The sequence below is a fragment of the Devosia sp. Root436 genome, from assembly GCF_001426345.1.
Taxonomy (GTDB): Bacteria; Pseudomonadota; Alphaproteobacteria; order Rhizobiales; family Devosiaceae; genus Devosia.
In genome coordinates, this window is sequence record NZ_LMEM01000012.1 from 267,981 (window position 1) to 292,015 (window position 24,035).

The 24,035-nt window shown below is 64.2% G+C and carries 29 protein-coding genes; 18 read left to right on the forward strand and 11 right to left on the reverse strand.

Annotated features, from left to right (window positions below):
* The first annotated feature begins 145 nt into the window (after positions 1-145).
* The 3 genes from ASD04_RS14295 to ASD04_RS14305 all read left to right on the forward strand — a co-directional run bounded on the left by ASD04_RS14295 (position 146) and on the right by ASD04_RS14305 (position 4,702).
* Positions 146-2,602 (forward strand): glycoside hydrolase family 3 C-terminal domain-containing protein, encoded by a 2,457-nt coding sequence (locus ASD04_RS14295; RefSeq protein ID WP_056258227.1) that lies wholly within the window; start codon positions 146-148, stop codon positions 2,600-2,602.
* A 130-nt stretch (positions 2,603-2,732) separates the two neighbouring features.
* Complete coding sequence (locus tag ASD04_RS14300) at positions 2,733-3,884, forward strand: D-alanyl-D-alanine carboxypeptidase family protein (RefSeq protein ID WP_056258229.1); 1,152 nt, start codon at positions 2,733-2,735, stop codon at positions 3,882-3,884.
* A gap of 146 nt (positions 3,885-4,030) precedes the next feature.
* Positions 4,031-4,702 carry an outer membrane protein gene (locus ASD04_RS14305; protein ID WP_056258231.1) on the forward strand — a complete coding sequence of 224 codons (672 nt, stop codon included), beginning with the start codon at positions 4,031-4,033 and terminating at the stop codon, positions 4,700-4,702.
* Here the strand turns inward: ASD04_RS14305 and ASD04_RS14310 are convergent.
* Entirely contained in the window at positions 4,699-5,115 is a 417-nt protein-coding gene (locus tag ASD04_RS14310) for an MAPEG family protein (RefSeq protein ID WP_056258233.1), read from the reverse strand. The genes ASD04_RS14305 and ASD04_RS14310 overlap by 4 nt on opposite strands.
* 157 nt (positions 5,116-5,272) lie before the next feature.
* Between ASD04_RS14310 and ASD04_RS14315 the strand changes: the two genes are divergently transcribed.
* Positions 5,273-6,097, forward strand: a complete 825-nt coding sequence (locus ASD04_RS14315) for a DUF72 domain-containing protein (RefSeq protein ID WP_056258235.1) — start codon at positions 5,273-5,275, stop codon at positions 6,095-6,097.
* Between the two features lie 84 nt (positions 6,098-6,181).
* Complete coding sequence (locus tag ASD04_RS14320; RefSeq protein WP_056258239.1) at positions 6,182-6,688, forward strand: disulfide bond formation protein B; 507 nt, start codon at positions 6,182-6,184, stop codon at positions 6,686-6,688.
* A gap of 43 nt (positions 6,689-6,731) precedes the next feature.
* On the opposite strand, the gene ASD04_RS20005 is transcribed toward ASD04_RS14320, so the two are convergent.
* The 5 genes from ASD04_RS20005 to ASD04_RS14345 form a co-directional block, all read right to left on the reverse strand.
* Positions 6,732-7,061 (reverse strand): type II toxin-antitoxin system RelE/ParE family toxin, encoded by a 330-nt coding sequence (locus ASD04_RS20005; RefSeq protein ID WP_082531241.1) that lies wholly within the window; start codon positions 7,059-7,061, stop codon positions 6,732-6,734.
* Positions 7,021-7,275, reverse strand: a complete 255-nt coding sequence (locus ASD04_RS14330; protein ID WP_056258245.1) for a type II toxin-antitoxin system ParD family antitoxin — start codon at positions 7,273-7,275, stop codon at positions 7,021-7,023. Before ASD04_RS14330 ends, ASD04_RS20005 begins: the two co-directional genes overlap by 41 nt.
* Before the next feature lie 65 nt (positions 7,276-7,340).
* Positions 7,341-7,898: an HNH endonuclease gene (locus ASD04_RS14335; protein ID WP_056232976.1), complete on the reverse strand. Its 558-nt coding sequence runs from the start codon at positions 7,896-7,898 to the stop codon at positions 7,341-7,343.
* A 124-nt stretch (positions 7,899-8,022) separates the two neighbouring features.
* Complete coding sequence (locus tag ASD04_RS14340; RefSeq protein ID WP_082531242.1) at positions 8,023-8,682, reverse strand: alpha/beta hydrolase; 660 nt, start codon at positions 8,680-8,682, stop codon at positions 8,023-8,025.
* The gene (locus ASD04_RS14345; RefSeq protein ID WP_056258248.1) at positions 8,679-9,338 is read right to left on the reverse strand and encodes a DNA-3-methyladenine glycosylase; all 660 of its coding nucleotides are present in this window, start codon (positions 9,336-9,338) and stop codon (positions 8,679-8,681) included. Before ASD04_RS14345 ends, ASD04_RS14340 begins: the two co-directional genes overlap by 4 nt.
* A 13-nt stretch (positions 9,339-9,351) precedes the next feature.
* Here ASD04_RS14345 and gluQRS point away from each other — a divergent pair, with 13 nt between their 5' ends.
* On the forward strand, positions 9,352-10,215 hold the full coding sequence (gene gluQRS / locus ASD04_RS14350) for a tRNA glutamyl-Q(34) synthetase GluQRS (RefSeq protein WP_056258250.1): 864 nt from the start codon (positions 9,352-9,354) through the stop codon (positions 10,213-10,215).
* A gap of 26 nt (positions 10,216-10,241) precedes the next feature.
* Here the strand turns inward: gluQRS and ASD04_RS14355 are convergent, their stop codons facing one another.
* Entirely contained in the window at positions 10,242-11,195 is a 954-nt protein-coding gene (locus tag ASD04_RS14355) for an NAD-dependent epimerase/dehydratase family protein (RefSeq protein WP_056258253.1), read from the reverse strand.
* An 85-nt stretch (positions 11,196-11,280) separates the two neighbouring features.
* Between ASD04_RS14355 and ASD04_RS14360 the strand changes: the two genes are divergently transcribed.
* The 3 genes from ASD04_RS14360 to ASD04_RS14370 are packed head-to-tail and all read left to right on the forward strand — an operon-like array spanning position 11,281 to position 13,005.
* Complete coding sequence (locus ASD04_RS14360) at positions 11,281-12,171, forward strand: LysR family transcriptional regulator (protein ID WP_056258255.1); 891 nt, start codon at positions 11,281-11,283, stop codon at positions 12,169-12,171.
* A gap of 21 nt (positions 12,172-12,192) precedes the next feature.
* Positions 12,193-12,390, forward strand: coding sequence for a twin transmembrane helix small protein (locus ASD04_RS14365; protein WP_056232985.1), 198 nt, complete (start codon positions 12,193-12,195; stop codon positions 12,388-12,390).
* 9 nt (positions 12,391-12,399) lie between these two features.
* Complete coding sequence (locus tag ASD04_RS14370) at positions 12,400-13,005, forward strand: cob(I)yrinic acid a,c-diamide adenosyltransferase (protein WP_056258257.1); 606 nt, start codon at positions 12,400-12,402, stop codon at positions 13,003-13,005.
* Positions 13,006-13,007: 2 nt separating this feature from the next.
* Here ASD04_RS14370 and ASD04_RS14375 read toward each other — a convergent pair whose 3' ends face one another.
* Positions 13,008-14,177: a diguanylate cyclase gene (locus ASD04_RS14375; RefSeq protein WP_082531244.1), complete on the reverse strand. Its 1,170-nt coding sequence runs from the start codon at positions 14,175-14,177 to the stop codon at positions 13,008-13,010.
* A 203-nt stretch (positions 14,178-14,380) separates the two neighbouring features.
* On the opposite strand from ASD04_RS14375, the gene ASD04_RS19625 reads away from it, so the two are divergent.
* Together ASD04_RS19625 and ASD04_RS14385 are read left to right on the forward strand one after the other, a co-directional pair.
* Complete coding sequence (locus ASD04_RS19625; protein WP_056258262.1) at positions 14,381-14,563, forward strand: putative motility protein; 183 nt, start codon at positions 14,381-14,383, stop codon at positions 14,561-14,563.
* An 18-nt stretch (positions 14,564-14,581) separates the two neighbouring features.
* Positions 14,582-14,800: a hypothetical protein gene (locus ASD04_RS14385; protein ID WP_056258264.1), complete on the forward strand. Its 219-nt coding sequence runs from the start codon at positions 14,582-14,584 to the stop codon at positions 14,798-14,800.
* A gap of 99 nt (positions 14,801-14,899) precedes the next feature.
* Here ASD04_RS14385 and ASD04_RS14390 read toward each other — a convergent pair whose 3' ends face one another.
* Positions 14,900-15,562, reverse strand: a complete 663-nt coding sequence (locus ASD04_RS14390) for a redoxin family protein (RefSeq protein ID WP_056258267.1) — start codon at positions 15,560-15,562, stop codon at positions 14,900-14,902.
* Between the two features lie 14 nt (positions 15,563-15,576).
* Here ASD04_RS14390 and argH point away from each other — a divergent pair, with 14 nt between their 5' ends.
* From argH to lysA, 3 genes are all read left to right on the forward strand, one after another.
* A complete protein-coding gene (argH, locus tag ASD04_RS14395; RefSeq protein WP_056258271.1) occupies positions 15,577-17,022 on the forward strand; it encodes an argininosuccinate lyase in 1,446 nt (481 codons plus the stop codon).
* Between the two features lie 193 nt (positions 17,023-17,215).
* Positions 17,216-17,935, forward strand: coding sequence for a gamma-glutamylcyclotransferase (locus ASD04_RS14400; RefSeq protein ID WP_156461261.1), 720 nt, complete (start codon positions 17,216-17,218; stop codon positions 17,933-17,935).
* A 109-nt stretch (positions 17,936-18,044) separates the two neighbouring features.
* Positions 18,045-19,304 (forward strand): diaminopimelate decarboxylase, encoded by a 1,260-nt coding sequence (gene lysA, locus ASD04_RS14405; protein WP_056258277.1) that lies wholly within the window; start codon positions 18,045-18,047, stop codon positions 19,302-19,304.
* A 7-nt stretch (positions 19,305-19,311) separates the two neighbouring features.
* Here the strand turns inward: lysA and ASD04_RS14410 are convergent, their stop codons facing one another.
* Both ASD04_RS14410 and ASD04_RS14415 read right to left on the reverse strand, forming a co-directional pair.
* Positions 19,312-19,722 (reverse strand): response regulator, encoded by a 411-nt coding sequence (locus ASD04_RS14410; protein WP_056258281.1) that lies wholly within the window; start codon positions 19,720-19,722, stop codon positions 19,312-19,314.
* Positions 19,722-20,624, reverse strand: a complete 903-nt coding sequence (locus ASD04_RS14415) for a zinc-ribbon domain-containing protein (RefSeq protein ID WP_056258282.1) — start codon at positions 20,622-20,624, stop codon at positions 19,722-19,724. The genes ASD04_RS14410 and ASD04_RS14415 overlap by 1 nt, the downstream gene beginning before the upstream one ends.
* Positions 20,625-20,844: 220 nt before the next feature.
* Here ASD04_RS14415 and ftsE point away from each other — a divergent pair, with 220 nt between their 5' ends.
* The 4 genes from ftsE (at position 20,845) to ASD04_RS14435 (ending at position 23,786) form a co-directional block, all read left to right on the forward strand.
* Positions 20,845-21,507, forward strand: a complete 663-nt coding sequence (ftsE, locus tag ASD04_RS14420) for a cell division ATP-binding protein FtsE (RefSeq protein WP_056258285.1) — start codon at positions 20,845-20,847, stop codon at positions 21,505-21,507.
* A complete protein-coding gene (locus ASD04_RS14425) occupies positions 21,500-22,429 on the forward strand; it encodes an ABC transporter permease (protein ID WP_056258287.1) in 930 nt (309 codons plus the stop codon). The genes ftsE and ASD04_RS14425 overlap by 8 nt, the downstream gene beginning before the upstream one ends.
* A 75-nt stretch (positions 22,430-22,504) precedes the next feature.
* Positions 22,505-23,314, forward strand: a complete 810-nt coding sequence (locus ASD04_RS14430) for a lysophospholipid acyltransferase family protein (RefSeq protein WP_056258289.1) — start codon at positions 22,505-22,507, stop codon at positions 23,312-23,314.
* Between the two features lie 127 nt (positions 23,315-23,441).
* Positions 23,442-23,786 carry a hypothetical protein gene (locus ASD04_RS14435; protein WP_056258292.1) on the forward strand — a complete coding sequence of 115 codons (345 nt, stop codon included), beginning with the start codon at positions 23,442-23,444 and terminating at the stop codon, positions 23,784-23,786.
* Positions 23,787-24,035 lie beyond the last annotated feature (249 nt).

The window sequence follows — 24,035 nt, forward strand, 5'->3', positions numbered from 1 at the left end:
AAAGTCGCATTAGTTCGAGAAAGGAGTGTGACCGCAGACACCGATCAATCCGCGCTGATTTGGCAGATAACATTATCGATAATCGACGTTGACAGCGCCTTGGTGGCACTGTCTTGTCGGCCTGCCGTGACGTGAAGGAGGCCCCATGAGCGACCGTATCGAAGCCCTTGCCGACCAGATGACCCTTGAGGAAAAGGTGTCGATCCTGTCCGGCGAAGATTTCTGGTCGGTTCCGGCGGTGGCGCGGCTAGGCATCGGCAAGCTGCGCGTCACCGACGGACCCAACGGCGCGCGCGGCGGCGGCTCGCTGATCGGCGGCGTCAAATCGGCCAGCTTCCCGGTCGGCATCGCGCTAGGCGCGACGTGGAATACCGAACTGGTCAGGGAAATCGGCGCGGCTTTGGCCGACGAGGTCAAGTCCAAGCAGGCCCATATGCTGCTGGCACCCACGGTCAACATCCAACGCTCAGTGACCAATGGGCGCAATTTCGAATGCTATTCAGAAGACCCGATCCTGTCGGGCGAGCTGGCCGTGGCCTATATCACCGGGCTCCAGGGCGAGGGCATCGGCGCCACGATCAAGCATTTCGTCGGCAATGAATCCGAGATCGAGCGCACCACCATGTCGAGCGAGATCGACGAGCGGGCCTTGCGCGAGATTTATCTCATTCCCTTCGAATGGGCGGTGAAGAAGGCCCAGACCTGGGGCGTCATGAGCTCGTACAACCGGCTCAACGGCACCTTTACCTCCGAGCACAACTGGCTGTTGACCGACGTGCTGCGCAAGGAGTGGGGCTATGACGGCATCGTCATGTCGGACTGGTTCGGCAGCCATTCGACAGCGGAGACGGTCAATGCCGGGCTCGACCTCGAAATGCCCGGGCCCCCACGTGATCGCGGGCAGAAGCTCATCGAGGCGGTACAATCCGGCGCGGTGAGCGAAGCCACCTTGCGCCAGCGCGCCATCGCCATGCTGCGGCTTATGCAGCGGGTCGGCTCGCTCGAGGACCACAGGGACTTCAAGGAAACGGCCGATGACCGGCCGGAGCATCGCGCCTTGATCCGCCGCGCCGGGTCAGAAGCCGCCGTATTGCTCAAGAACAATGGCGTTTTGCCGTTAAGGGGCGACGGCACCATTGCCGTCATCGGGCCGAATGCCAAGATCGCCCAGATCATGGGGGGCGGCAGCGCCCAGCTCAACGCGCATTACCGCGTCTCGCCCTGGGATGGACTGGTTGCGGCTGTGGGCGAGGACCGCTTGCGCTATGCGCCGGGCTGCACCAATCACCGCTTCGAGCCAGTTTTGCGCGGCAGCTTCAGGATAGAATATTTCGCCAACGAAAAGCTCAGCGGCGAGCCGGTGCAAACAGGCACGCAGGAGGATGCCCAGGCCTTCTGGATCGGCCATGTCGCCGAGGGCAAGGTCGATCCACTGCATTTTTCCGCCCGCCTTACCGGCAACTATGTGCCCGAGGTCAGCGGTACCCACCGCGTCGGCATCTATTCGGCCGGCTTCGCCAGGGTTTTCGTCGACGGCAAGCTGATTGCCGACGCCTGGACCAACTGGACCAAGGGCCGTACCTTCTTCGAGGAGGGCTGCGACGAAGTGGTGGGCACTGTGGCGCTGGAAGCCGGCCGCGCCCATGAGGTGGTGATCGAATTTGCCACCAAGGATTTCGCCACGCTGGGCCTCGCCGCCTTTGCCGCCGGCATCGGCCTGCCGTTGGGCGGCGACGCCATTGCCGAAGCCGTGCGCGCGGCCCGCAATGCCGATACGGCGGTGGTCTTTATCGGCCGCAACGGCGAATGGGACACCGAAGGCAGCGACCTGCCCTCGATCGACCTGCCCGGGCGGCAGAACGAGCTGGTTGCGGCCATCGCCAATGCCAATCCCAATACAATTGTCGTGATGCAGACCGGCGGCCCGGTGGAAATGGAATGGATCGGTTCGGTCGCCGCGCTCATCCAGGCCTGGTATCCGGGCCAGGAGGCCGGCAATGCGATTGCCGATGTGCTCACCGGAGCCGCCGAACCCTCGGGCCGCCTGCCCCAGACCTTTCCGGTGCGCTGGGCCGATAACCCGGCCCATAGCCAGGACCACGAGGTCTATCCGGGCTTTGAGGGCAAGGTGCGCTACGATGAGGGCATCTTCGTCGGCTACCGCCACTATGACCGGCTGGGCATTACCCCATTGTTCCCGTTCGGCTTCGGGCTGGGCTATGCCAGTTTCCGCCTCTCCGATCTCAGCATCGACGATGCCGAATTCGAGACCGAGGGCAATGTGATGGTGGGCGTCACCGTGACCAACACATCCGACCGTGAGGGCTCGGCCGTGGTGCAGCTCTACGTGTCTGATGACGCCTCATCCGACCCACGCCCGGCCAAGGAGCTCAAGGCATTCAGCAAGGTGCGGCTGGACGCCGGCGAAAGCCGGCGGGTCACGCTGGCCCTCGATGCCCGCGCCTTTGCCTTCTACCGGGTCAAGGCGAAACACTGGCTGGTAGAAGACGGCAGCTTCACCCTGCTTGCTGGCCTGTCCTCGACCGACCTGCCGCTGAGCGGCACGGTAACGCGCAACACGACGCTGATGCTCCCGGTTTAGCTCTTTACCTCTCCACACGGAAGGGTAAGGCAGGTTCAAAAGCCTGTCAGCGTCGCTGCCGCGCATTGAGGTGCACCGCCCCCGCTGCTAAGAGAATGCCGCCTTTCCCGCCCATCGGAGCCGTTTCCCCTTGCTGTTCGCCCGCCGCTTCGTCCTCGTCCTCATGCTGGCGCTGCTGAGCCTCGCGCCAGCCCGCGCCAATCCGATGCTGCTGGTGGATATGGACAGTTTCGACGTGCTCTACGCCCAGGAAGCCGGCCAGCCCTGGCATCCGGCCTCGCTGACCAAGCTGATGACGGCCTATGTCGCCTTCGAGCAGATCGCCCTGGGCAAGGTGACGCTCGAAACCCCGGTGGTGATTTCCAGGAAGGCCTTCAACCAGGCGCCGTCCAAATCGGGCCTCGCCATCGGCAGCGCCGTAACCCTGGAGGACGCGCTCTATCTCATGCTGGTCAAATCGGCCAATGACGTGGCCGTCGCCATTGCCGAAACGCTGGCCGGCGACGAGGCGGATTATGTGGCGCTGATGAATGACGCCGCCGCGCGCATGGGGCTGACGGCGACTCACTATGCCAATGCCAATGGGTTGCACGATCCCGCACAGGTCACCTCGGCGCGCGATCTGGCCGTGCTTTCGCTCTATATTCGCCAGAGCTTCCCACAATACCTGCCCATCTTCGGCACCGGCACGGTGATGCTCAACGGCAAGAAGCTGGAATCGGAAAACAAGCTGCTCGAAACTTTTGCCGGCACCACCGGCATGAAGACCGGCTTCATCTGCGCCTCGGGCCTCAATATGGTGGCGACAGTGGACCGCAATGGCCGCCACCTGCTCGCCGTGCTCCTGGGCGGCGCCTCGGCGCGCGACCGCAACGAGCGCACCGCCGAACTGATCCTGCGCGGCCTCTCCGGCGCGGCCACGCCCACCGGCCAGACCGTGCTGACGCTGGGCAACAATCCCGGCGCATTGCCGGTCGACATGCGGTCGCAAATCTGCGGCAAGGACGCCAAGGCCTATACGGCGGCCCAGGAAGCGGCCTTTCCCATGGGACTCAAGGGCCAGCCGAGCTTCCTCACCGATACGGTGCTGGCGGCATCCTATGTGGCGACCGACCTTGGTCGTATCGCCGTGGGCGTGAACCTGCCGCGTCCGCGCCCCGTGCATGTGCCGGTTTTCACCGCGCCGACCGAAGAAGCCGCGCTCAGCGGCGACCTGCGCCCCGGCCTGCCGGTGGCGAGCGATGGCGCCGTGCCGTATCCGCGGCCGCGCCCCAGCTTCTAAGCACCCACCATTCATACGCCTCACGCAGAGGTGACGGCGAGCCATGGCGATACCGCATGGCGTTAACCTTGTTCCTTACCGGGGTGTTAATTTCTTCGGTCGCATTTTGCCGAAAACCTTCATCCCTATTGCAGACGAGGACATCCATGAAGCGCATCGGCATCATGCTTTCCGCGATCCTTTCGCTGACATCAGCCGCCCAGGCCGCCGATCTCGGCTGGAACAGCGGCGCCAGCCCCATGTATTCGCCCACCCCCGCTTCGGGCTGGTCGGGCTTTTATGCCGGCGTCAGCGGCGGCTATGGCTGGGGCACCCAGACCGTGACGCCCGCCCCCGGCGCACAGGCGACCAACAACACTGGCGGCTGGAGCCTCGGCGGCCAGGCCGGGTACAATATGGACATGGGCGGGTTCATCCTGGGCGCCGAAGGCGACCTGCAATGGACCAATGTCAACTTTTCCGAAGCCGTTCCGGGCGGCACCTTCAAGACCGGCATCGACTTCTACGGCACCCTGCGCGGCCGCGCCGGCATGAGCTTTGGCCAGGTCATGCCCTATGTGACCGGTGGCATTGCGGCGGGACGCGGCTCGGCCAGCTACGATAATGGCGTCGTCACCTCGCAATCGGCCACCCATATGGGCTGGACCGCCGGCGTGGGCCTCGAAGCCCAGGCCACTTCGAACATCTCGATCAAGGCCGAATATCTCTATGTCGACCTGGGCACCCAGACCTATAGCGGCCTGCCCGCCCCCATCGGCAATATCGACGCCTCGCAGCGCTTCAGCGTGGTACGCGCCGGGCTGAACTACAAGTTCTAGGCGGTAACGGCGGCCCAGGCCGTCGCCAGAATGAGCACCAGGGTCACCAGCGCGGACGACACATAGAGCACCGTCCGCAACTTGCCGCCCCTGGCCGCCTCGCCGCCGCGCAGATAGACGGAGAGATGGATGAACCGAAGCGCCAGGTGCAGCCAGACCAGCGCGGCGAGCAACATGGGCTCCACCCCGAGCAGCATGGCCAGCACCGTGGGTATGGCGAACGGCGTCAACGCCTCGACCGAGTTCATGTGGACCCGGTCGATGCGATAAAGCCTGTTGTCGTCACGCGCATCGAGCACCGGGCCCGCCAATGCGCCGGCCGCCCCCTTCGAGCGACCTGAATAGACCGCCAGGACCAGCGAGACGAGGCAAAGCACCAAGAGGCCCACGGTGCTCAAGACGTATTTTTCCATTTTCTGCTCCGGGCGCAGTCGATCAAGCCGGCAAGGTCTGCCCAAAAAGCCGGGTTGGCAAGCCGGGTTGCGCCCCTCCTGCCCGCATATTTCGATGCAGACCCGGACGGTTTGCGCTAGCTTGGCCCGAGGCCAAGGTAGTGGAGGATTTCCCGGCATGACGACTGGCGCGATACGCACTGGAACGGCCGGCTGGGTGTTCGAGCCCTGGCGCGGCACCTTCTTTCCCGCCGGCCTCGTGCAGAAAAAGGAGCTGGCCTATGCCAGCTCGCGCCTCGGCAGCATCGAGATCAACGCCACCTTCCGCGCCAACCAGAAGCCCGAGAGCTTCGCCAAATGGGCCGGCGAGGCGCGCGAGGGCTTCGTGTTCTCGATCAAGGGCCCGCAACTGGTCACCCACATCAAGCGGCTCAAGAACTGCGAACAGGAACTGGCCAATTTCTTCGCCTCGGGGCCCCTGGCTCTGAGCGCCAAGCTCGGACCCTTCGTCTGGCAGCTGCCGCCCAATGTCAGCTATGACAGGGACGTGCTGGCAGCCTTCCTCAGGCTGCTGCCACGGAACACGGCGGATTATGCCGCCTTGGCCGGCAAGGCCGATGGGCGGCTCAAATCCACGCCATTCCTTGCCACTGATGGGGTCGGTCCCATCCGGCATGCCATCGAGATGCGCAATGCCAGCTTCGACCTGCCGGAGGTCAATGGACTGCTGGCCGGGCATAATGTGGCCCGCGTCATTGCCGATACGGCCGAAAATCCGTCACGCGAGCTGACCGCCGATTTCGCCTATTGCCGGTTGCAGGGGCCGCCCCGCGGCGATGGCTACCAGGCGTCCGACATCGCCGACTGGGCCGGGACGGTCAAAGCCTGGGCCGCGGATGGCAAGGACGTGTTTGCCTATTTCGTCCATGAGGACAAGCTGCACGCCCCGGCCAATGCCATCGCCCTGCGCCAGGCCGCCGGCATCGGCCTGCCCGGCGACTGATCACAAGCCCGTTTGCTCTCTGGAATCGGCCGCAATGGCGGTCTATGCCAGCCCCTGTTTCAGCGTCATCCAAGAGTTCCCAGCATGGCCGCATCCATCCTCCACCCGCTCGACAAGAAATCGGCCGGCCTCGCCTTCCTGATCGGGCTGGCGGCGATCCTGGGGGCACTGGGCTCGCAGGTCGTCGGCGGGCTGGTGCCCTGCGAGCTCTGCCTCGAACAGCGCATGGCCTATTACTGGGGCCTGCCGATCCTGCTGGCGGTGCTGGTCACCTGGAACCGCCTGCCGCTCGCGGTATGGTACATCGCCATGGCCATTGTCACTGCCATCTTCGTCTGGGGCGCCTATATGGGTGCCTATCATGCCGGCGTCGAATGGGGCTTCTGGCCGGGGCCGACGGCCTGCACCGGGGTCGGCGAGATGATGGATTTCGACGCGCTGAGCAACCTGACCCCGGTCATCGGCTGCGACGTGGTGCAGTTCCGCTTCCTCGGCATCTCGCTGGCGGGCTACAACGCGCTGGTCTCGGTGGCCATCGTGGCGCTGCTGGGCATTTCCATCGCCGCGCAGATGCGGCGCAAGCGGGGCTGAACGGGAATCAGCAGCCTAGAACTGGACAGCTCTATCAGTCCCACTAGCTGTCCAGAATTCGGCGATGATCCATAGCATCGTTCAGAATGTGAACCACGACGACGTCCTCGGCGCTGTTGACCTGATAGTAGATCGAGTAGCCCTTGTACGGAAATCGCCGCAAGCGCTGCCCATAGTCAGCGACAATGGGTTGGCGAAGCGGCCGAACCACGAGGGCGTGACAATTGGCCACCAGCTCTTGAACGAACGACACCGCGCGAAGCGGACTATCGGCAGCGATATAGCCGGCAATCGCTTCAGATCCGCGTCCGCTTCCGCAGCAATCGTGACAGTCATGATGACTGCTCGTCCGCCATTCTCTGGTATTTCGCAATCAGACGATCAGCTACTTCATCGAGCGGCTTGACGCGCCCTTCCTCTATATCCTTCATCCCCCGTTCCAGCGCCGCCCTTAGCCGCGCCTCGCGCTCCTGTACTAGCCTGACGCCTTCGCGCAGGACCTCGCTCTTGGAGTTGTAGCGGCCATTTTCGACCAGGTCGGTCACGACTTTTTCGAGGGTGTCACCCAATTCCGCACTAATCGCCATGGCTCTTCTCCGCTTGGGGCAAACCAATAATAGTTATTGGCCATGTCCCGCGCAAGAGACCGGCCCTACGGCTCCAGTTCGATATCCCAGTAGAGATAGTCCAGCCAGCTCTGGTGCAGGTGGTTGGGCGGGAAGGCGCGGCCATTGTTGTGCAGGTCATGCACCGTGGGGTGATAAGGCTTCTGGTGCGGGAACATGCGGATTTCGCTGGGCAGGCGGTTGGCCTTGCGCAGGTTGCACGGCGCGCAGGCGGCCACGACATTTTCCCAGGTGGTCTGGCCACCCTTGGAACGGGGAATGACGTGATCGAAGGTCAGATCGTCCTTGCTGCCGCAATACTGGCACTGGAAGCGATCACGCAGGAACACGTTGAAGCGGGTGAAGGCCGGGTGGCGCGCCGGCTTCACATAGTCCCGCAGCGACACCACGCTGGGCAATTGCATCTCGAAGCTGGGGGAGTGGATGACCGTGTCGTAATGCGACACGATATTCACCCGATCCAGGCACACTGCCTTGATGGCGTCCTGCCACGACCATAGCGAAAGCGGGTAGTAGCTGAGAGGCCGGAAATCGGCATTCAGCACCAATGCGGGACAGGCCTCAGGCGACACGTGGATCGTCACTTGAGTCTCCCGGAGCGGGAATCGAGTAAGTCCATAGCTCCCTTATACTAAGCCCTTTGTGTCAGGGCTGTGAAGCGGGGAGCATAGCGTTTTCTGGAAAAGTGGTGGCTCGCGTCATCGACGCCTATTTCGCGGCAATTCTCTGGATGAAGGCGGTGGCGAAAGCCAGCCCATCCGGGGCGATGCCATGGCCGACACCCTCGCTCACATGATAGGCGACATCATAACCCGCCAGCCGCAGGGCCACCTCGGCGTCGGCGCTGTGCTCGAGATCGACCACCGCGTCCCTGTCGCCATGCACCAGGCAGACCGGACTTTTGGCCAGCGGCCGGCTGCCGAAACCCTCGGGCGGCACGAAGGCCCCGGAAAAGGCGATGATGCCCATCAGCGGCTTTTCCAGCGACAGCCCGGTATGCAGCGCCATCATGGCGCCCTGGCTGAAACCGACGAGGATGGTGTTTTCCGGCCCGATGCCGCTCTGGCTCCACAGGTCATCTAGAAACTCCATCAGCACCGGACGGGCACTGGCCACGCCCTCCTGGCGCCGGGCCAGCCGGTCGCCCTCCATGCTGACATCGAACCACTGGAAGCCGAAGGCCAGTTGCCGGCACGGTTCGGGCGCATTGGGCGAGATGAACACGGCGTCGGGCAAAACGCCCTGCCATTGCGGCGCCAGCCCGATCAGGTCATTGCCATCGCTGCCATAGCCATGCAGCAGCACCACGGCCTGTTTGGGCAGGCCGCCCGAGGCCGGCGGCAACATGGGGCCGGAGAGCTTGGTCACAGAAGAATTCCTTCCCGGTCGCGCATGACCGCAAAATAGCGCCAGAACAGCAAAGCGGCGGCGGAACGGTGCGGCGTCCAGCCGACGGCAATGCCGATCATGTCCTTGATGGTGGGACGGGCGTCAAGCCCGAGCCCATGCTGCACCGCCTTGAGCAGAGCCAGGTCGCCGGCGGGAAACACATCGGGATGACCGGCGCAGAACATGAGATAGACCTCTGCCGTCCATGGCCCGATGCCCTTATGGGCGGCGAGATAGCGCACGGCCGCCTCGGCCGGCAGGGTTTCGAGATGATCGAAATCGAGCGTCCCGGCCACCATAGCCTCGGCAATGGCGCGCACGGTGCGGAACTTGCCGCCGGAAAAACCGGCGCCCCGCACCGCCTCTTCGGTGAGCGACAGATAGGTCACCGGGTCGAGCGCGCCGGGCAGGCTTGCGAACCGCCCCCAGATGGCATTGGCGCTGGCGACCGACACCTGCTGGCCGCAGATCACCTTGACCATGCCGGCAAAGCCGCGCTGGGCGACGCGTGGCTGCACATCGCCGGCAAAATCGCGCACCGCGGCCAACCGGGGATCGATTGCCACCAGCGCCTCGATATGACCGGCAATAGCAGCGACGCTGTCAAGCCGCGGTGACGACAGCAACTCGCTCATGTAGAAACGCCCCGTGTCAAAGCAGTCATCCAGTCCCGTCCTTCGCTTCGCTCCCAGCCCCAACGGGCTGCTGCATCTCGGCCACGCCTTTTCGGCGCTCTATACCTGGCAGGCGGCGCGCCTGCTCGGCGGCACGGCCCTGCTGCGGATCGAAGACATCGACGCCGAACGCAGTAAACCCGAATTCACCGCCTCCATCTTCGATGACCTGCATTGGCTCGGCCTCGACTGGCCCGAGCCGGTGCGGCAGCAGTCCCAGCATATGGACGCCTATGCTGATGCGGGCAACCACCTGCGCGATCTGGGCCTGCTCTATCCCTGCTTCTGCTCACGCAGTGACATTGCCTCCGCGGCTACCGGCACCGATCCCGATGGGGCGCCGCTCTATCCCGGCACCTGCCGGCATCTGGACCGGGGGCAGCAGATCGAGCGGCTGCAGCGGGGCTATGCGGTGCAGTTCCGGCTCGATAGTGCAAAAGCCATCGACAGCGCCGGCATGCTGACCTTCTCGGTGGTCGGGCCGCTGGTAACCGACCGCCCGCAAGTCCGTCATGCACGGCCCGAACGCTGGGGCGACGTGGTGCTGCAGCGCAAGGGCACGCCATCAAGCTATCACCTGAGCGTGGTGGTGGACGACGCGGCCCAGGGCGTGACGCATGTCACCCGTGGCCGCGATATGGAGGCGGCAACCGACATTCATGTCCTGCTGCAGATGCTGCTGGGCCTGCCCTCGCCCATCTACAATTTCCACCGGCTGATCCTCGACGACGAGGGCCGCAAGCTCAGCAAGTCGAAAGGCTCGAAGAGCCTTGCCGACCTGCGGGCCAGGGGATGGACGCCGGACGATGTGCGCAGAGCGGTCGGGATCGTCCAGTAGATTCGGGGCCGGAGGGGATGTCGGCATCAGGCGGCCTTCTTCACCGCCTTGCCGAGAAGTTCTTCGACCGTCACCCGTACCGCCACGTCGAATGGCGTGGCGAAATCCGGACCCAGCAGGGCATGGAGGCGCGGATCGGTCAGTTCCATTTCGTTGCGCCACAGGTAGCGCATGCGGTAGATGTCGCGCATTACCGGATTGACCAGCCCCAGCGCCCGCAGCAACCACCACGGCATCGGCTTGACCGCCAGCGGCGCCGGGGCCGCCTGCTGAATCGCCGTCATCACCTGGCGATGGGTCACCCAATGGCCGGCAAAGTGCCGGTTCTCGAAGGCGGCGAGCTGCGCACGCTGCTCGCCAAGCGCCGCAAAGGCCCGGCCCAGGTCGGGCAGATAGGCCCAGCAATGACGCATATCGAGGTCGCCCAGGTGATAGAGCCGGCCCTTGGCATGCTCCATCAGCATGGCCTGTTCAAACCACTCGCCGCGATTGCCCGGACCATAGAAATCGCCGGCCCGCAGGATGATCGCCTGGAACTGCCCCGCCTCGGCCGCCGCTTTCAGCATCTGTTCGAGCCGGATGCGGATATCGCCGCGCTTCGCCTCGGCACGCTGGCGCAAGTCCGGTCCGATGATACGGTCGCCCGCGCTATAATTGTAGATCGTGCCCGGAAATAGCAGCGTCTTGCCGCTGCCCGCCATGGCGTCGATCACCACCTGCAATTGCGCCTCGGCCCGGCCATTGCCCCAGCCGTCGTAGCGCAGATGCAGACCATGGACCACCACATCGGCATCGACGATGGCGGCCTTGACCACCGCGACATCGTCGGCATCCCCGGCGATGAACCGCGTATGCTCCACCGGGCGGCGATTGCTGCGTCCCAGCCCCGTAACCTGCCAGCCCGCATCGCGAAACGCCACCATGGCGGCATTGCCGAGGTGACCGTTGCTGCCGAGAACCGTAACCTTACCCTTGGACATGCTGTGCTCCTTTGTTGATGACACCAGCATGCCCAATGCAATAATGTTGCACTATTCTCGTTTTTCGTGGGTTTGACATTCAACCATGAATAGGCAACCGGACTGGTCGCTGTGGCGCAGCTTTGCCGCGGTGATCGCCAATGGCTCGCTCTCTGCCGCCGCGCGGGCGCTCAAGCTCAGCCAGCCCACCTTGGGCCGACATATCGAGGCGCTGGAAGCCGGCCTGGGCCTGCCGCTGTTCGAGCGCACGCTGACCGGCCTCAAGCCCACCGCCGCTGCATTGCAGCTCTATGGGCCCGTAGCCGAGGCCGAGGCGAATCTCGCCACGGCCACCATGCTGGCCGAAGGAGCGCAGGCCGAGCCGGGCGGCACCGTGCGGATCACCGCCAGCGCCATGATTTCCAACTATGTCCTGCCCGACCTGCTGCTTGGCATCCGGGAGCGCCATCCGCGCATTGCCATCGAAGTGGTGCCCTCCGATTCGGCCGAGAACCTGCTGCTGCGAGAGGCCGACATCGCCATCCGCATGTTCCGCCCCACCCAGCTCGAACTGGTCACCCGCCGGCTGGGCGACATCGCGCTGGTACCCGCCGCCCATGAGCGCTACCTGGAGCGCCGCGGCACACCGGCATCGGTCGACGCACTATGGAGCCACGACCTGATCGGGTTCGATCGGTCCGACGCCATCCTGCTGCATGCGCGCAACCTCGGCATCACCCTCAGCCGCGACAATTTCGTCCTGCGCTCCGACGACCAGCCGCATCTGTGGGAACTGATCAAGGCCGGCCTTGGCATTGGCTTTGCCCAGGAAAACCTGGCCCGGCGCACCCCGGGAATCGTCGCCCTGCCGATCGACCTGGCCATTCCGCCGCTCGAAATCTGGCTGACCACGCACAGGGATTTGTTCACGTCGCACCGGATTCGTGCCATCTATGACGCGCTGGCCGAGGGTCTCCTCACCTATATCAACGCCTAGCAACCTTTTCGGCAGGACCTCATGCAGACCGCTCTCAATATCGCCATCGCCCTCGCCTTGCTGTTCGTCGTCATCGTGCTCGGCATGGGCCTGTGGAACATGCTCAAGGGCGGGCCGGGCAATACCAGCCAGCGCCTGATGCGCCTGCGCGTCGCCGGCCAGGCCGTGGCCCTGATCCTGCTGCTGGCCGCGCTGTTCCTCTTCGGCGGACGCGGCTAAATCCCGGCCATGGTCAAGCTCAACCGCATCTACACCAAGACCGGCGACGACGGCACAACCGGCCTGGTGCGCGGCCCCCGCCGCCCCAAATACGACCTGCGGGTCGCAGCCTATGGCACGGTGGAGGAAGCCAATGCCTGCGTCGGCATGGCGCGGCTGCACACCGCCTCCATGCCCAAGATCGATATGCTGCTGGGCCGCATCCAGAACGACCTGTTCGATGTCGGCTCGGACCTGGCAACGCCCGGCGCCGACGAAGCCGACGCCGACTATCCCTCGCTGCGCATCCGTCCGGTACAGACCGAATTCCTCGAAAAGCAGATCGACCACTACAATGCCGATATCGAGCCGCTGAAGAGCTTCATCCTGCCCGGCGGCTCACCCCTCGCGGCGGCCCTCCATGTGGCTCGCACGGTGACCCGGCGGGCCGAGCGCATCACCGTCGAACTGGCCGCAACCGAGGCCGATACCAGCCCCGAAGCCGTGCGCTACCTCAACCGTCTCTCCGACCTGCTCTTCGTGCTGGCGCGTGTCGCCAACAATAATGGCGTCAAGGACGTGCTCTGGATTCCGGGCAGCAATGGCGACGTCAAGAAGGGCGGCGCCAGGGAGTAGGGTCAGGCCGCACGGTGTGGTGATTCCACGATACTGAGCGCCGGGCCCACTGCCGCCGGGGACCGCAGCAGCATTTCCCCCGAAAACACGACCCGGTTGCGCCCGCCGCGCTTGGCGGCATAGAGCGCCGCATCGGCTTGCACGAACAGCGCGTCGCTGGGTGTGGTGCCGGGGCCGACGGCGACACCGAAGCTGGCCGTGATGGCGATGGTTCGCCCTTCCCAATGGATGTCCAGCGTCTCGATGGACCGGCGCAATCTCTCGGCGATCACCTGCGCCGCGACCGGATCGGTATCGGGCAGCAGCACCGCCAATTCCTCCCCGCCGAGCCGCGACAGCAGGTCGCGATTGCGCATATTGGCCCGCAGGATCATCGATATCTGCTGCAGCACATAGTCGCCCGCCGCGTGGCCATGGGTGTCATTGACCACCTTGAAGTGGTCGAGATCGATCAGCAGCAGCGCCGCCGAGCGGTCATCGGGCCGCAGTCCGGCAATGCCGCGCTCGAAGGCGCGACGATTGGGCAGGGCCGTCAGCGGATCGGTCAGCGCGCGGGTTTTCCAATGCTGCTCGCGGGCAATCTGGTTGAGCTCACGGTCGACGAACAGGCCGAGCAGCACCGAGGCGAACACCGAAGCGGCGACCATATAGGGGCCGATCAGGCTCAGCAGCGTCGCCATGCTCGCATAGCCCATGCTCATGCCGGTGAAGAGATAGCACGAGACTACGAGGCCCAACACAACCAGGTGCCGCGCCTTGATGCGCGTCCTGGGGCGCAGGAAATAGCGCCAGCCCAGTCCGAGCAATGCCGCCACCGCGATTCCCACCGCACCGGGTAGCGCTGCCGCGCCGCCAAGCCAAATCCGGTAGCCAGCGCCGACCACCACGGCGACCAGCGCCGCCGGCCAACCGCCGAAGGCGGCGGCAAAGCCCACGATAAGCGCACGCGAATCGACCATCACGCCCTGCCCGATATGGGCCGGCGCCATCATGGCGACAACCGCGCCGATGCCGAAGATCACCCCGTGGATCAGCGAGCGCAGGATGGGATGCCAGAGTTGCCGCTCGACTGCGCCAAAGGCGATAGCCAGCAGCGCCAGCAGGCTGACGCCGTGGATCAGGGCGAGAAGCAGTTCCTGGACGAGCATGGCTTGCGGACCGGCTCCGGGCATCGAATGGCACCATTTGCCGATAGAAGCGTAAGCGAGGCGTGAACTTGCGGCCGCGCCCGCGACAACTCCGTCCAGCGCCGTTAATGCGGGGTAAAGGCCTGCGACCTTTGCAAATTTCACTAAATTGCCACGATTGCCCAAGGTTTTGTTTACATCCGATCCCTAGGCTGAATGTCGGGCTATCAGCGAAAAGGAGGTCCGGCATGAATTCCGACCTCTCGATGCAGATGATGCAGATGAACTCGGTCAAGCTGCAGAACAGCATGCAGATTGCCGTGTTCAAAAAAGCCAACGAGATGCAGACCGACCTGATCAACACCCTGATCGAGGTGTCGCAGTCGGCACCCCCGCCCGGCCAGGGCACCAAGGTCGACAAAACGGCCTAGCAAGCAAGGAGACCGCCGATGAGCGCCCTTGGAATTGGCCCAGCCGTCATGATCAATCGCCTTGTCCACCGGGAAGGCGATGCCACCACACCCCACCTGGCCAAGGTCGCCAAGCTGCGCATGGACCTGATGGTCGCGGCCGACAAGGAAGAGGCCAGGCAGGCGCTGTTCAAACCGGCAGACGAAGTCGAACCGACACTGATCGATTCCGGCGCCGTGGTGGACAGGCTGGTCTAGAGCATGTCTCCCGAAAGTGGGCCCGGTTTCGGGACAAAGACATGCGTGAAATCAAAAGGCTAAAGCGAACGGAGCGAATCTGAAAGATCGCGACTCGCTTTAGACCCCAAGCTCCAGCAGCTTTTCGATCACCGCTTCGCCATCGGGCGTGTCCCAATGCGCCGGGCCCTGCAACACGGCCAGTTCGCACCCATTCTCATCCAGCACCAGCGTCGCCGGCAGGCCGATCGCCACCGCCTGCTGCTTGAGCCGTTCGAACGCGGCAAAGGTGTTGTCGGCATAGAGCGGCAGGTTGTTAAAGTTGTTCTCGTCGAGGAAGGCCTGCGCCTTTTCAAGCCCACCCTCGCCAATGTCGAGATTGACAGGCAGCACCATGAAGGCGTCCGAATTGTATTTGGTAGCCAGGGCATCGAGCGCGGGCATTTCCTCGCGGCACGGCACGCACCAGCTTGCCCAGAAATTGACCAGCAGCGCCTTGCCCTTGAAATCGGCAATGGTCATCGCGGTGCCGGCAGCGTCCTTGAAGGCCATGGCCGCATAGCCCCGGCCCTCGCCGGTGCCGTTGAGTGCGGCCAGCTCGCCCACCGCCGCCATGTCGATGGCTGCGGCATCCTCGGCCTGCACCGGGCATTCCTTTGCCTGCCCGGCATTGCCGAGCCACACCCACGCCGCTATAGCTACCGCCAATCCCACAAGGCCCAGGATGACCCATAGCCGGACCCGGCTCGTCGCTCCGGGGCGGGGTGCTTGCGTGTCGGTCATAGAGGTCTCCGGAAATGAGCAACAAGATGTGGGGCGGACGGTTTGCCACCGGCCCCGACGCCATCATGGAAGAAATCAACGCCTCGATCGGGTTCGACCAGCGCCTGTTCCGCCAGGATATTGCCGGATCGATTGCCCATGCCACAATGCTCGCCGAGACGGGCATTCTGACGCATGAAGACCGCGACAGCATTGTAGCGGGTCTAACCGAGGTGCTGGCCGAAATCGAGGGCGGCAGCTTCACGTTCTCGCGGGCGCTGGAAGACATTCACATGAATGTCGAAAGCCGGCTGCGCGAAAAGATCGGCGATGCTGCCGGCCGGCTGCACACGGCCCGCTCGCGCAACGACCAGGTGGCGACCGATTTCAAGCTCTATGTGCGCGACACCATCGATACGCTGGTGGTGCAGGTGAACACCTTGCAACTGGCGCTGGTGACCCGCGCCGAGGACGAAGCCGAGACCATCATGCCCGGCTTCACCCATTTGCAGAGCGCCCAGCCGGTGACCTTCGGCCACCACCTGCTCGCCTATGTCGAAATGCTCGGGCGCGATGCCGGGCGGCTGCTCGACGCACGCAAACGGTTGAACGAAAGCCCGCTGGGCTCGGCCGCGCTGGCCGGTACGCCCTACCCTATCGACCGGCACATGACGGCCGAAAAGCTCGGCTTCGACCGCCCGACGGCCAATAGCCTCGATGCCGTGTCCGACCGCGATTTCATCCTCGAAACCCTGGCCGCCGCTTCGATCTGCGCCATGCACCTGTCGCGCTTTGCCGAGGAAATGGTGATCTGGAGCAGCGCCCAGTTCGGCTTCGTGCGGCTTTCCGACAAGTTCACCACCGGCAGCTCGATCATGCCGCAGAAGCGCAATCCCGATGCCGCCGAACTGGTGCGCGCCAAGATCGGCCGTATCCTGGGCGCGCTCACCAGCCTGCTCGTGGTGATGAAGGGGCTGCCGCTGGCCTATTCCAAGGACATGCAGGAAGACAAGGAAGTCGCCTTCGACGCGCTCGACGCCCTCTCCCTGTCATTGGCCGCCATGACCGGCATGGTCGGCGATCTGGTGCCCAATCGCGAGCGCATGCGGGCTTCGGCTTCGGCAGGCTTTTCCACCGCCACCGACATAGCCGACTGGCTGGTGCGCGAGATCAACATCCCCTTCCGCGACGCCCACCATATTACCGGACAGATCGTTGCCCTGGCCGAGCAGAAAGGCTGCGGTCTCGAAGGACTGACCATCGAGGACTTCAAGTTCATCGACCAGCGCATCGACAGCCGCATCCACAAGGTTCTAACCGTCGAAGCCTCGGTCGCCGCAAGGCAGAGCTATGGCGGCACGGCCCCCGCCAACGTGTTGATCCAGGCCGCGCGCTGGAAAACCGAACTCACCGGCCAGCCGCATGAGCCGAGGCCCCTGGGCAAGAAGAAGCATGGCGGCCATGGTGAAGGGGGGGGTTGAGTAATTTGTGGCGAGCCCCGATCCTACCCCTCTCCCCTTGAGGGAGAGGGCGGAAATTCTTCGTCCAGAAGAATTTCCGGGTGAGGGGTTCTGCGCCATCCTATGCTTCAATGCTTATAGATGGCGCAGGACCCCTCATCCGCCCTTCGGGCACCTTCTCCCTCAAGGGGAGAAGGGAAGAACGGAGAGAACATTGCATAACAAAAGCAGACAGATGCGCCTCACCGAGCGTCATGTCGGCTATCTCAGCCCCGAGGCGCCCTCCGAGGATATGCCGCCGCCGCCATCAGGCATGCGCATCGCGACACCGGAAGACTTCACCGCCACCATTGCCCAGTTGTTGCCGCCCGATCACGACCATGACGAAGTCTGGATCTTCGCCTATGGCTCGCTGATCTGGAAACCGGCCTGTGACTTCGTCGAGATGCGTACCGGGCTGGTGCGCGGCTGGCACCGCGCCTTCTGCCTGGGCTGGAACAACCGCTTTCGCGGGTCGGACGCCAATCCTGGGCTGATGCTGGCGCTCGATCGCGGCGGCGCCTGCAATGGCGTGCTCTACCGCCTGCCGCCGGGCAAGATCGATGAATGCCTGACCAAGCTGCTGGAACGCGAAATGGGCTGGCTGCCGTCATCCTTTCCGCCGCGCTGGGTCAATGCGCGGAGTGGCGACCGGGTGATCCGCGCCATCACCTTCTGCATCGACCGCCATTCCGGCCGCTACGTCTCGGGCCTCACCATCGATGCCATAGCCGACGTCCTGGCGACCGCCGTGGGCTCTCGCGGCTCGATGGCCGAATATCTCTTCGCCACCGTGCGGCATCTCGAGGAGATAGGCATCCACGATCCCCACCTCTGGCAATTGCAAGCGCTGGTCGCCGACCGCATCGAAGCCGCTTATGAGCCGGATCGGTAAGTCTTGCTTTTGTTTTCGGTAGCAGTGAACTACGGAACTATCAACCTCTCTCAATGTCATTCCGGCGCAGGCGTGACATCGTGGGTGTGGATATTTTGAGGACGATGCCTTGGTCCACCATTTCGAACACCGCGACGGCACCCTTTTTGCCGAGGACGTCAACCTGAACGACCTCGCGGCCAGGGTCGGCACGCCCTTCTATGTCTATTCCAGCGCCACTCTGCGCCGGCATGTGCGGGTGGTGAAGGCCGCCTTCGAGGGCATCCCCACCCTCCTCGCCTATGCCATGAAGGCCAATTCCAACCAGGCTGTGCTCAAGCTGATGGCATCGGAAGGCGCCGGAGCCGATGTGGTCTCGCTGGGCGAGTTGGAGCGCGCTCTGGCCGCCGGCATCAGGCCGGAGATGATCGTCTTTTCCGGCGTCGCCAAGACCGTCGCCGAAATGCGCCGCGGGCTTGAGGCCGGCATCAAATGCTTCAACGTCGAGAGCGAGCCCGAGCTCGAACGTCTCTCCATGGTCGCCTCGGACATGGGCCTCACCGCCCATATTTCCGTCCGCATCAACCCCGATGTCGACGCCCGCACCCATGCCAAGATTTCCACCGGCAAGGCCGAGAACAAGTTCGGCATCCCCTATGCCCGCGCCCGCGACGTCTATCGCCGCATCGCCGAATTGCCCAATGTCGAGGCCGTCGGCGTCGACATGCATATCGGCAGCCAGCTGACCGATCTTGAACCCTTCGGCACCGCCTTTGGCCTCATGGCGGAGCTGGTCAAGACCTTACGCGCCGATGGCCACGATATAAGCCATGTCGATGTCGGCGGCGGGCTGGGCATCCCCTATCATCACGATCAGGAAGCCCCCCCGCACCCCGAGGCCTATGCCGCTGTGATCCGCGACAAGGTCGGCCAGCTCGGCTGTACCCTGGTGATCGAGCCGGGGCGCCTGCTCGTCGGCAATGCCGGCCTGCTGGTGACCAAGGTGGAATATGTGAAGGAAGGCGGCACCAATTTCGTCATCGTCGACGCGGCGATGAACGATCTCATCCGCCCCACGCTTTACGAAGCCCATCACGACGTGGTGCCGGTCAACCACTCCAACCTCGCCCCCATCACCGCCGACATTGTCGGCCCGGTCTGCGAAACGGGCGACTATCTCGCCAAGGCCCGCACCATGCCCGGCGTGAGGGAAGGCGACTTGCTTGTGGTGATGAGCGCCGGCGCCTATGGCGCAGTCATGGCCTCGACCTACAATTCGCGGGCGCTGATCCCCGAAGTGCTGGTCGATGGCGACAGGTTCCATGTCATCCGCCCGCGCAAGAGCCTCGACGAGCTGATCGCACTGGATTCAGTGCCCGACTGGGTGTGAGACAGGCCTACTGTTCCCGCGCCTGCCGGGCCAGCGACAGCACTTCCACCGGCTTGCCTGCCAGCGCGTCGTCGACCTTGGCGATCAGGTCGGCTAGGGTGAAGGGCTTGGTGATGACATCGTAGATCAGCGCCTCGAGCCCATGCGCCCGCTCGCGCTGGTCGGCAAAGCCGGTCATCAGCACGATGATGATGCCGGGATATTTGGCCGCCACATGCAAAGCCAGTCCGATGCCGTCCATGATCGGCATCTTGATATCCGACAGCAGCAGGTCGAAGCGTCCGTTCTCGGCATCGACCGTCTCCGCGGCAAGGCCGCCATCCTCCTCGGCCACCACTTCATGGCCCTTCATCGTCAGGGCGCTGACCACGAAGGCGCGTACCGAGGGATCGTCTTCGGCAACCAGAATGCGGGCCATCAATGCTGCTCCGGAATAGTAGTATTGGGTTCGGATGCTTTGGCCGCCGGGGCCTCGGCACGGTCGTTGGCGGCCCTGGCACCCGCCGCGACTATGGGGATGCTCTGCCCGCCGGCAAAGCTGAGGCGAACCCGTGTCGCTTCGCCCGGCGGCAAGGGGAGCTGGGTATCGAAGGTCGAGCGCTCGCCGCCCATCAGGTCGCGCACCGAAGGCGCGACGCTCCATTCATAAATGCCCTGGCCATGCGCATCGATCAGCGTCACCACGACAGGCGGCACCGGCACCGGCTCGGGCATCATGCCGACGATCTGCGCCGACACGACAAGCACTTCCTTGCCGTCGCGCAGCGTGCGCAGGCTCGATACGTTGGAGAAATCGAGCCCCACGACATTGACGCCCAGGCCCACCGCCGCATAGACGCCGGCCATGGCCGGAAAGCGTTCCACCACCTCGATGCGGCCGAAATAGCCGGTAACCAGGATCAGCCCGAGCGCGACGAAGCCGGCAATCCGCGACGTGCGGCGCAGCCGCGCCAGCGGCAATTCGGCCGCCATGGCCGTCTGCCGGCGCGTGAACGCCATCTGGCGCTTGCGCAGGACGGCCGCATCGGCCTTGGCCGCCGCGCTGGACATGCTGGCCGCCTGCATCTGCTGTTCCAGTTCGAGGCGCCGCGTGACGTCGCTCGCCACGGCGCGTTCCTCGGCCGTCAGGGCCTCGTCGAGCCCGTCTTCGGCCATGGCCTCGAAGGCGTCCTTCTGTGCCGGGGTGGCATCATCCCTGTCGAGCGCCTGCTGCTGCCAGGCACGTTGGCAATGGGCGCATTGCACCTTGCGGCCGGCCGAACCGATGGCCTCGTAGGTCACCTGATACTTGGTCTGGCAATGTGGACAGGTGATAATCATCGGGCCAGACGGAAGGGAGGACGGAATTGGTCACTCCCGACCCTAAAGGGCGGGGGTTAAAACTCCTCAAACCATTCCGCCACTTCCGCCAATCCACCACATTTGCGCCGCTTTCGTGCCCGCAAGCAGGCTGCCATGCGCAAGCGGGCGCCATGGCTGTTATGATGCGCCCGACACCTGATTCGCCTTGATCTGCGCACCAATTGCGGAGCCTCCATTCTTGATCGAGTTTTCCAATGTCGGGCTGCGCTATGGTAACGGGCCCGAGATCCTGCGGGACCTGACCTTTTCGGTCGAGCCGGGCTCGTTCCATTTCCTCACCGGCCCTTCCGGCTCGGGCAAGACCAGCCTCCTTCGCCTGCTGCTGCTGTCGCTCAAGCCTTCGCGCGGCCGCGTCACCATGTTCGGCGAGGATGTGAGCAACCTGACCCAGGACCGCCTGCTGCAGATGCGCCGCCATATCGGCATCGTCTTCCAGGAATTCCGCCTGCTCGACCACCTGACCACCTTCGAGAATGTCGCTTTGCCTTTGCGCGTATTGGGCCAGCCGGAGAGCGAATACCGGCCCAATGTCACCGAACTGCTCGAATGGGTCGGCCTGGGCGAGCGCATGAACGCCCTGCCCTCGCTGCTGTCAGGTGGCGAAAAACAACGCGCCGCCATCGCCCGCGCCGTCATCGCCCGGCCCAAGGTGCTGCTGGCGGACGAACCCACCGGCAATGTCGATCCGGACCTGTCGAGCCGGCTGGTGCATCTTTTCGCCGAGCTCAACCGCACGCTGGGCATGACCATCATCCTGGCCACCCACGAATTGCCGCTGCTGGATCAGTTCAACTATCCGCGCATGCTGCTGAGCAAGGGCGAGCTGGTGATCCATGATTGAGCGCATTCTCCACCTCTGGCCTGCCCGTAAAGGCGCGGCCCCCATCGTTCCGGAAAAGAGCGTCGCCGGCCGCACGCTGCTGCTGCTCATCACCATCATGAGCTTCCTCTCCGCCGTGACCTTGGGCGGGGTGGTGCTGGTGCAGAAATCGGCCATCGCCTGGTCGGCCGATGTCGGCCGCGAAGTCACCATCCAGATCCGCCCGGTCGAGGGCGAAGTGATGGATTCCAACCTGCGCACTGCCGTTTCCCTCGCCGAATCGACGCCCGGCGTCGCCTCGGCGCGGGCGCTGACCATCGAGGAAAGCCAGCAACTGCTCGAACCCTGGCTCGGCACCGGGCTCGACCTCACCGCCATCGAAATCCCCCGCCTGGTCGTGGTGCAGCTCTCCGATCCGGTCGATGCCGATATCGAGGGGCTCGGGCGCAACCTGGCCGCCGTCAAGGGCGCCAGCCTCGATACCCATGCCGCCTGGCGGCAGCAGCTCAACACCATGGCCGGGACCATCGTGCTCTCGGGCCTGCTGGTGCTCATCCTGATCGGTGCCGCCACCGTGCTGGCCATTGTCTTTGCCACGCGGGGCGCCATGGCGACCAACCGCGAGATTGTCGATGTGCTTCACTATATCGGAGCCTCCAACAAGTTCATTGCCGGCGAGTTCCAGGGACGGTTCCTGTCCATCGGCCTGCAGGGCGGCCTGCTCGGCACCGTCGCAGCAATGCTGTTTTTCGCGCTGATCGGCACCGCGGCCGGCAACATGCTGTCGAGCGAGGCCGGCGCACAGGTGGGCGTGCTGTTCGGCCGTTTCGCGCTGGGCATCGACGGTATTGTCGGCATCGTCGCGGTGGTGCCCGTCATCGCCGCGCTGACTGCCATCACCTCGCGCGTCACCGTGCGGCGCTTCCTCGCCGAGACGTCATAGGTTCGGGAACGCGCTCGCCAAGGCGGCGTTTGCCCGCTAAGACGCTCAAAACGGCCCAAGCCGTGGGAGAGGTTCATGGCATTCGTGCAGGCAGTGCGATCAGCGCTGTTCTATTTCGTCTTTATCGGGCAGACGGCGATCATCGCCTTCATCATCGGTTGCATCGCGCTGATCAGCGGTCGCACCCCGCTCAGTTGGGCCATGGCCGTATTCTGGTGCCGTTCCAACCTGGCCTACCTGCGCGTCCTGACCGGGGTGAAGACGCTGGTCTCCGGCCAGGAGAACATCCCCGAGGGCGGCTGCATCATTGCCGCCAAGCACCAGAGCGACTGGGACGTCTTCTCGATCTTTCCCCATAGCGGCCGGCCCGCCTATATCGTCAAGAAGGAGCTGATGCGCATTCCCTTCTTTGGCTGGGCCGCCCGCTCGCTCGACTGTATCGAGGTCGACCGCAAGCGCGGCGCCGAGGCCATTCCCGCCATGATGGCCCAGGCCCATGCCGCCATCGATCGCGGCTGCCGCATCGTCATCTTCCCCGAAGGCACCCGCAAGGCGCCGCTGGCACCGCCCGACTACCGCCAGGGCATCGTGCGGCTCTATCTGGAGCTCAATGTGCCTGTCGTGCCGGTGGCGCTCAATTCCGGCCTGTTCTGGGGCCGTAATAGCCTGGTCATCTGGCCCGGCACCGCCGAAGCGAAATTCCTGCCGCCTATCGAGGCTGGCCTGTCGGCCGATGTCTTCCTCGACCGACTCAAAAAAGCCATCGAATCGGAGTCCAACGCCCTCATTCTCAAGGCCGAGGATCAGGGCCTGTCCCGCCCCATCGGACCTGAAATGCGCGAACGCCTTGATGCGCTGCGTCAGGCGGGCACCACCGCCCAATGACCACTACATATTGACGAAACCGGCAAACACCCACATACATATAGTCGTGATACATGAGGCCGCTTGACATGCCTCGCATTTTGTTCTATTTTTGTTCTTGTTCGATACCCGCTGTGGGGATAGCGTGATGGCCGGCAATATCGAGAACAAGGTTCTGATCCATGGCTTCGGCCGACTGAGCAACTGGCTGGGCCGCTCCGGGCGCGCCTATGGCCTGGTCAGCGAAAGCCTTGAACGCTTCGCCATGACCGATGCCGATCTCTACCTCGTGGCCCAGGGAAATCATGTGCTCTGGGTTGGCTCGACCGGAGAGCTGGTCGCCGATCCGATGAGCCGCACGCGCTTCCGCCTGGCGCTGGACTGCGCCACCAACGTCTTCCGCCTCATGACGCCCGGTGCCGCCGCCGAACGGCTGACCACCATCTGGGATCTCGAAGGCGCCGAACCCGCCCAGGGCGCGCAGGCGGCTTAACGTCATCGCACCCAGATTGCCCCCGTCATTCCGTTCCCCACCCACCGGCCGTCACCCTCGGCTTGACCCGAGGGCTCTGCACTTGCGGAGCACAGAGTAAGTGAAGTGCCCGCGGGCCAAGCCGCGGGTGACGATCGAGTATGTGGCGGAAGACCCGCGGATCAAGGCCGCGGTAGGCGGCTGTCGATAGGGGTGGAATTGCGCATGCGACTCCTCGCACAACCCCCTAGCCAAGCCTCCTCTCTTCCT

What these genes read in the sequence shown, in the direction of transcription:
- ASD04_RS14360 (WP_056258255.1), top strand. Translation starts at nt 11,281, where the DNA reads ATGAATAGGCAACCGGACTGGTCGCTGTGGCGCAGCTTTGCCGCGGTG.
- ASD04_RS14410 (WP_056258281.1), bottom strand. Translation starts at nt 19,722, where the DNA reads ATGGCCCGCATTCTGGTTGCCGAAGACGATCCCTCGGTACGCGCCTTC.
- ASD04_RS14315 (WP_056258235.1), top strand. Translation starts at nt 5,273, where the DNA reads ATGACGACTGGCGCGATACGCACTGGAACGGCCGGCTGGGTGTTCGAG.
- ASD04_RS14385 (WP_056258264.1), top strand. Translation starts at nt 14,582, where the DNA reads ATGAGCGCCCTTGGAATTGGCCCAGCCGTCATGATCAATCGCCTTGTC.
- ASD04_RS14425 (WP_056258287.1), top strand. Translation starts at nt 21,500, where the DNA reads ATGATTGAGCGCATTCTCCACCTCTGGCCTGCCCGTAAAGGCGCGGCC.
- ASD04_RS14320 (WP_056258239.1), top strand. Translation starts at nt 6,182, where the DNA reads ATGGCCGCATCCATCCTCCACCCGCTCGACAAGAAATCGGCCGGCCTC.
- ASD04_RS14365 (WP_056232985.1), top strand. Translation starts at nt 12,193, where the DNA reads ATGCAGACCGCTCTCAATATCGCCATCGCCCTCGCCTTGCTGTTCGTC.
- argH (WP_056258271.1), top strand. Translation starts at nt 15,577, where the DNA reads ATGAGCAACAAGATGTGGGGCGGACGGTTTGCCACCGGCCCCGACGCC.
- ASD04_RS19625 (WP_056258262.1), top strand. Translation starts at nt 14,381, where the DNA reads ATGAATTCCGACCTCTCGATGCAGATGATGCAGATGAACTCGGTCAAG.
- ASD04_RS14370 (WP_056258257.1), top strand. Translation starts at nt 12,400, where the DNA reads ATGGTCAAGCTCAACCGCATCTACACCAAGACCGGCGACGACGGCACA.
- ASD04_RS14355 (WP_056258253.1), bottom strand. Translation starts at nt 11,195, where the DNA reads ATGTCCAAGGGTAAGGTTACGGTTCTCGGCAGCAACGGTCACCTCGGC.
- ASD04_RS14295 (WP_056258227.1), top strand. Translation starts at nt 146, where the DNA reads ATGAGCGACCGTATCGAAGCCCTTGCCGACCAGATGACCCTTGAGGAA.
- ASD04_RS14375 (WP_082531244.1), bottom strand. Translation starts at nt 14,177, where the DNA reads ATGCCCGGAGCCGGTCCGCAAGCCATGCTCGTCCAGGAACTGCTTCTC.
- ASD04_RS14305 (WP_056258231.1), top strand. Translation starts at nt 4,031, where the DNA reads ATGAAGCGCATCGGCATCATGCTTTCCGCGATCCTTTCGCTGACATCA.
- ASD04_RS14345 (WP_056258248.1), bottom strand. Translation starts at nt 9,338, where the DNA reads ATGAGCGAGTTGCTGTCGTCACCGCGGCTTGACAGCGTCGCTGCTATT.
- ASD04_RS14430 (WP_056258289.1), top strand. Translation starts at nt 22,505, where the DNA reads ATGGCATTCGTGCAGGCAGTGCGATCAGCGCTGTTCTATTTCGTCTTT.
- ASD04_RS14390 (WP_056258267.1), bottom strand. Translation starts at nt 15,562, where the DNA reads ATGACCGACACGCAAGCACCCCGCCCCGGAGCGACGAGCCGGGTCCGG.
- ASD04_RS14415 (WP_056258282.1), bottom strand. Translation starts at nt 20,624, where the DNA reads ATGATTATCACCTGTCCACATTGCCAGACCAAGTATCAGGTGACCTAC.
- ASD04_RS14310 (WP_056258233.1), bottom strand. Translation starts at nt 5,115, where the DNA reads ATGGAAAAATACGTCTTGAGCACCGTGGGCCTCTTGGTGCTTTGCCTC.
- ASD04_RS14435 (WP_056258292.1), top strand. Translation starts at nt 23,442, where the DNA reads ATGGCCGGCAATATCGAGAACAAGGTTCTGATCCATGGCTTCGGCCGA.
- ASD04_RS14330 (WP_056258245.1), bottom strand. Translation starts at nt 7,275, where the DNA reads ATGGCGATTAGTGCGGAATTGGGTGACACCCTCGAAAAAGTCGTGACC.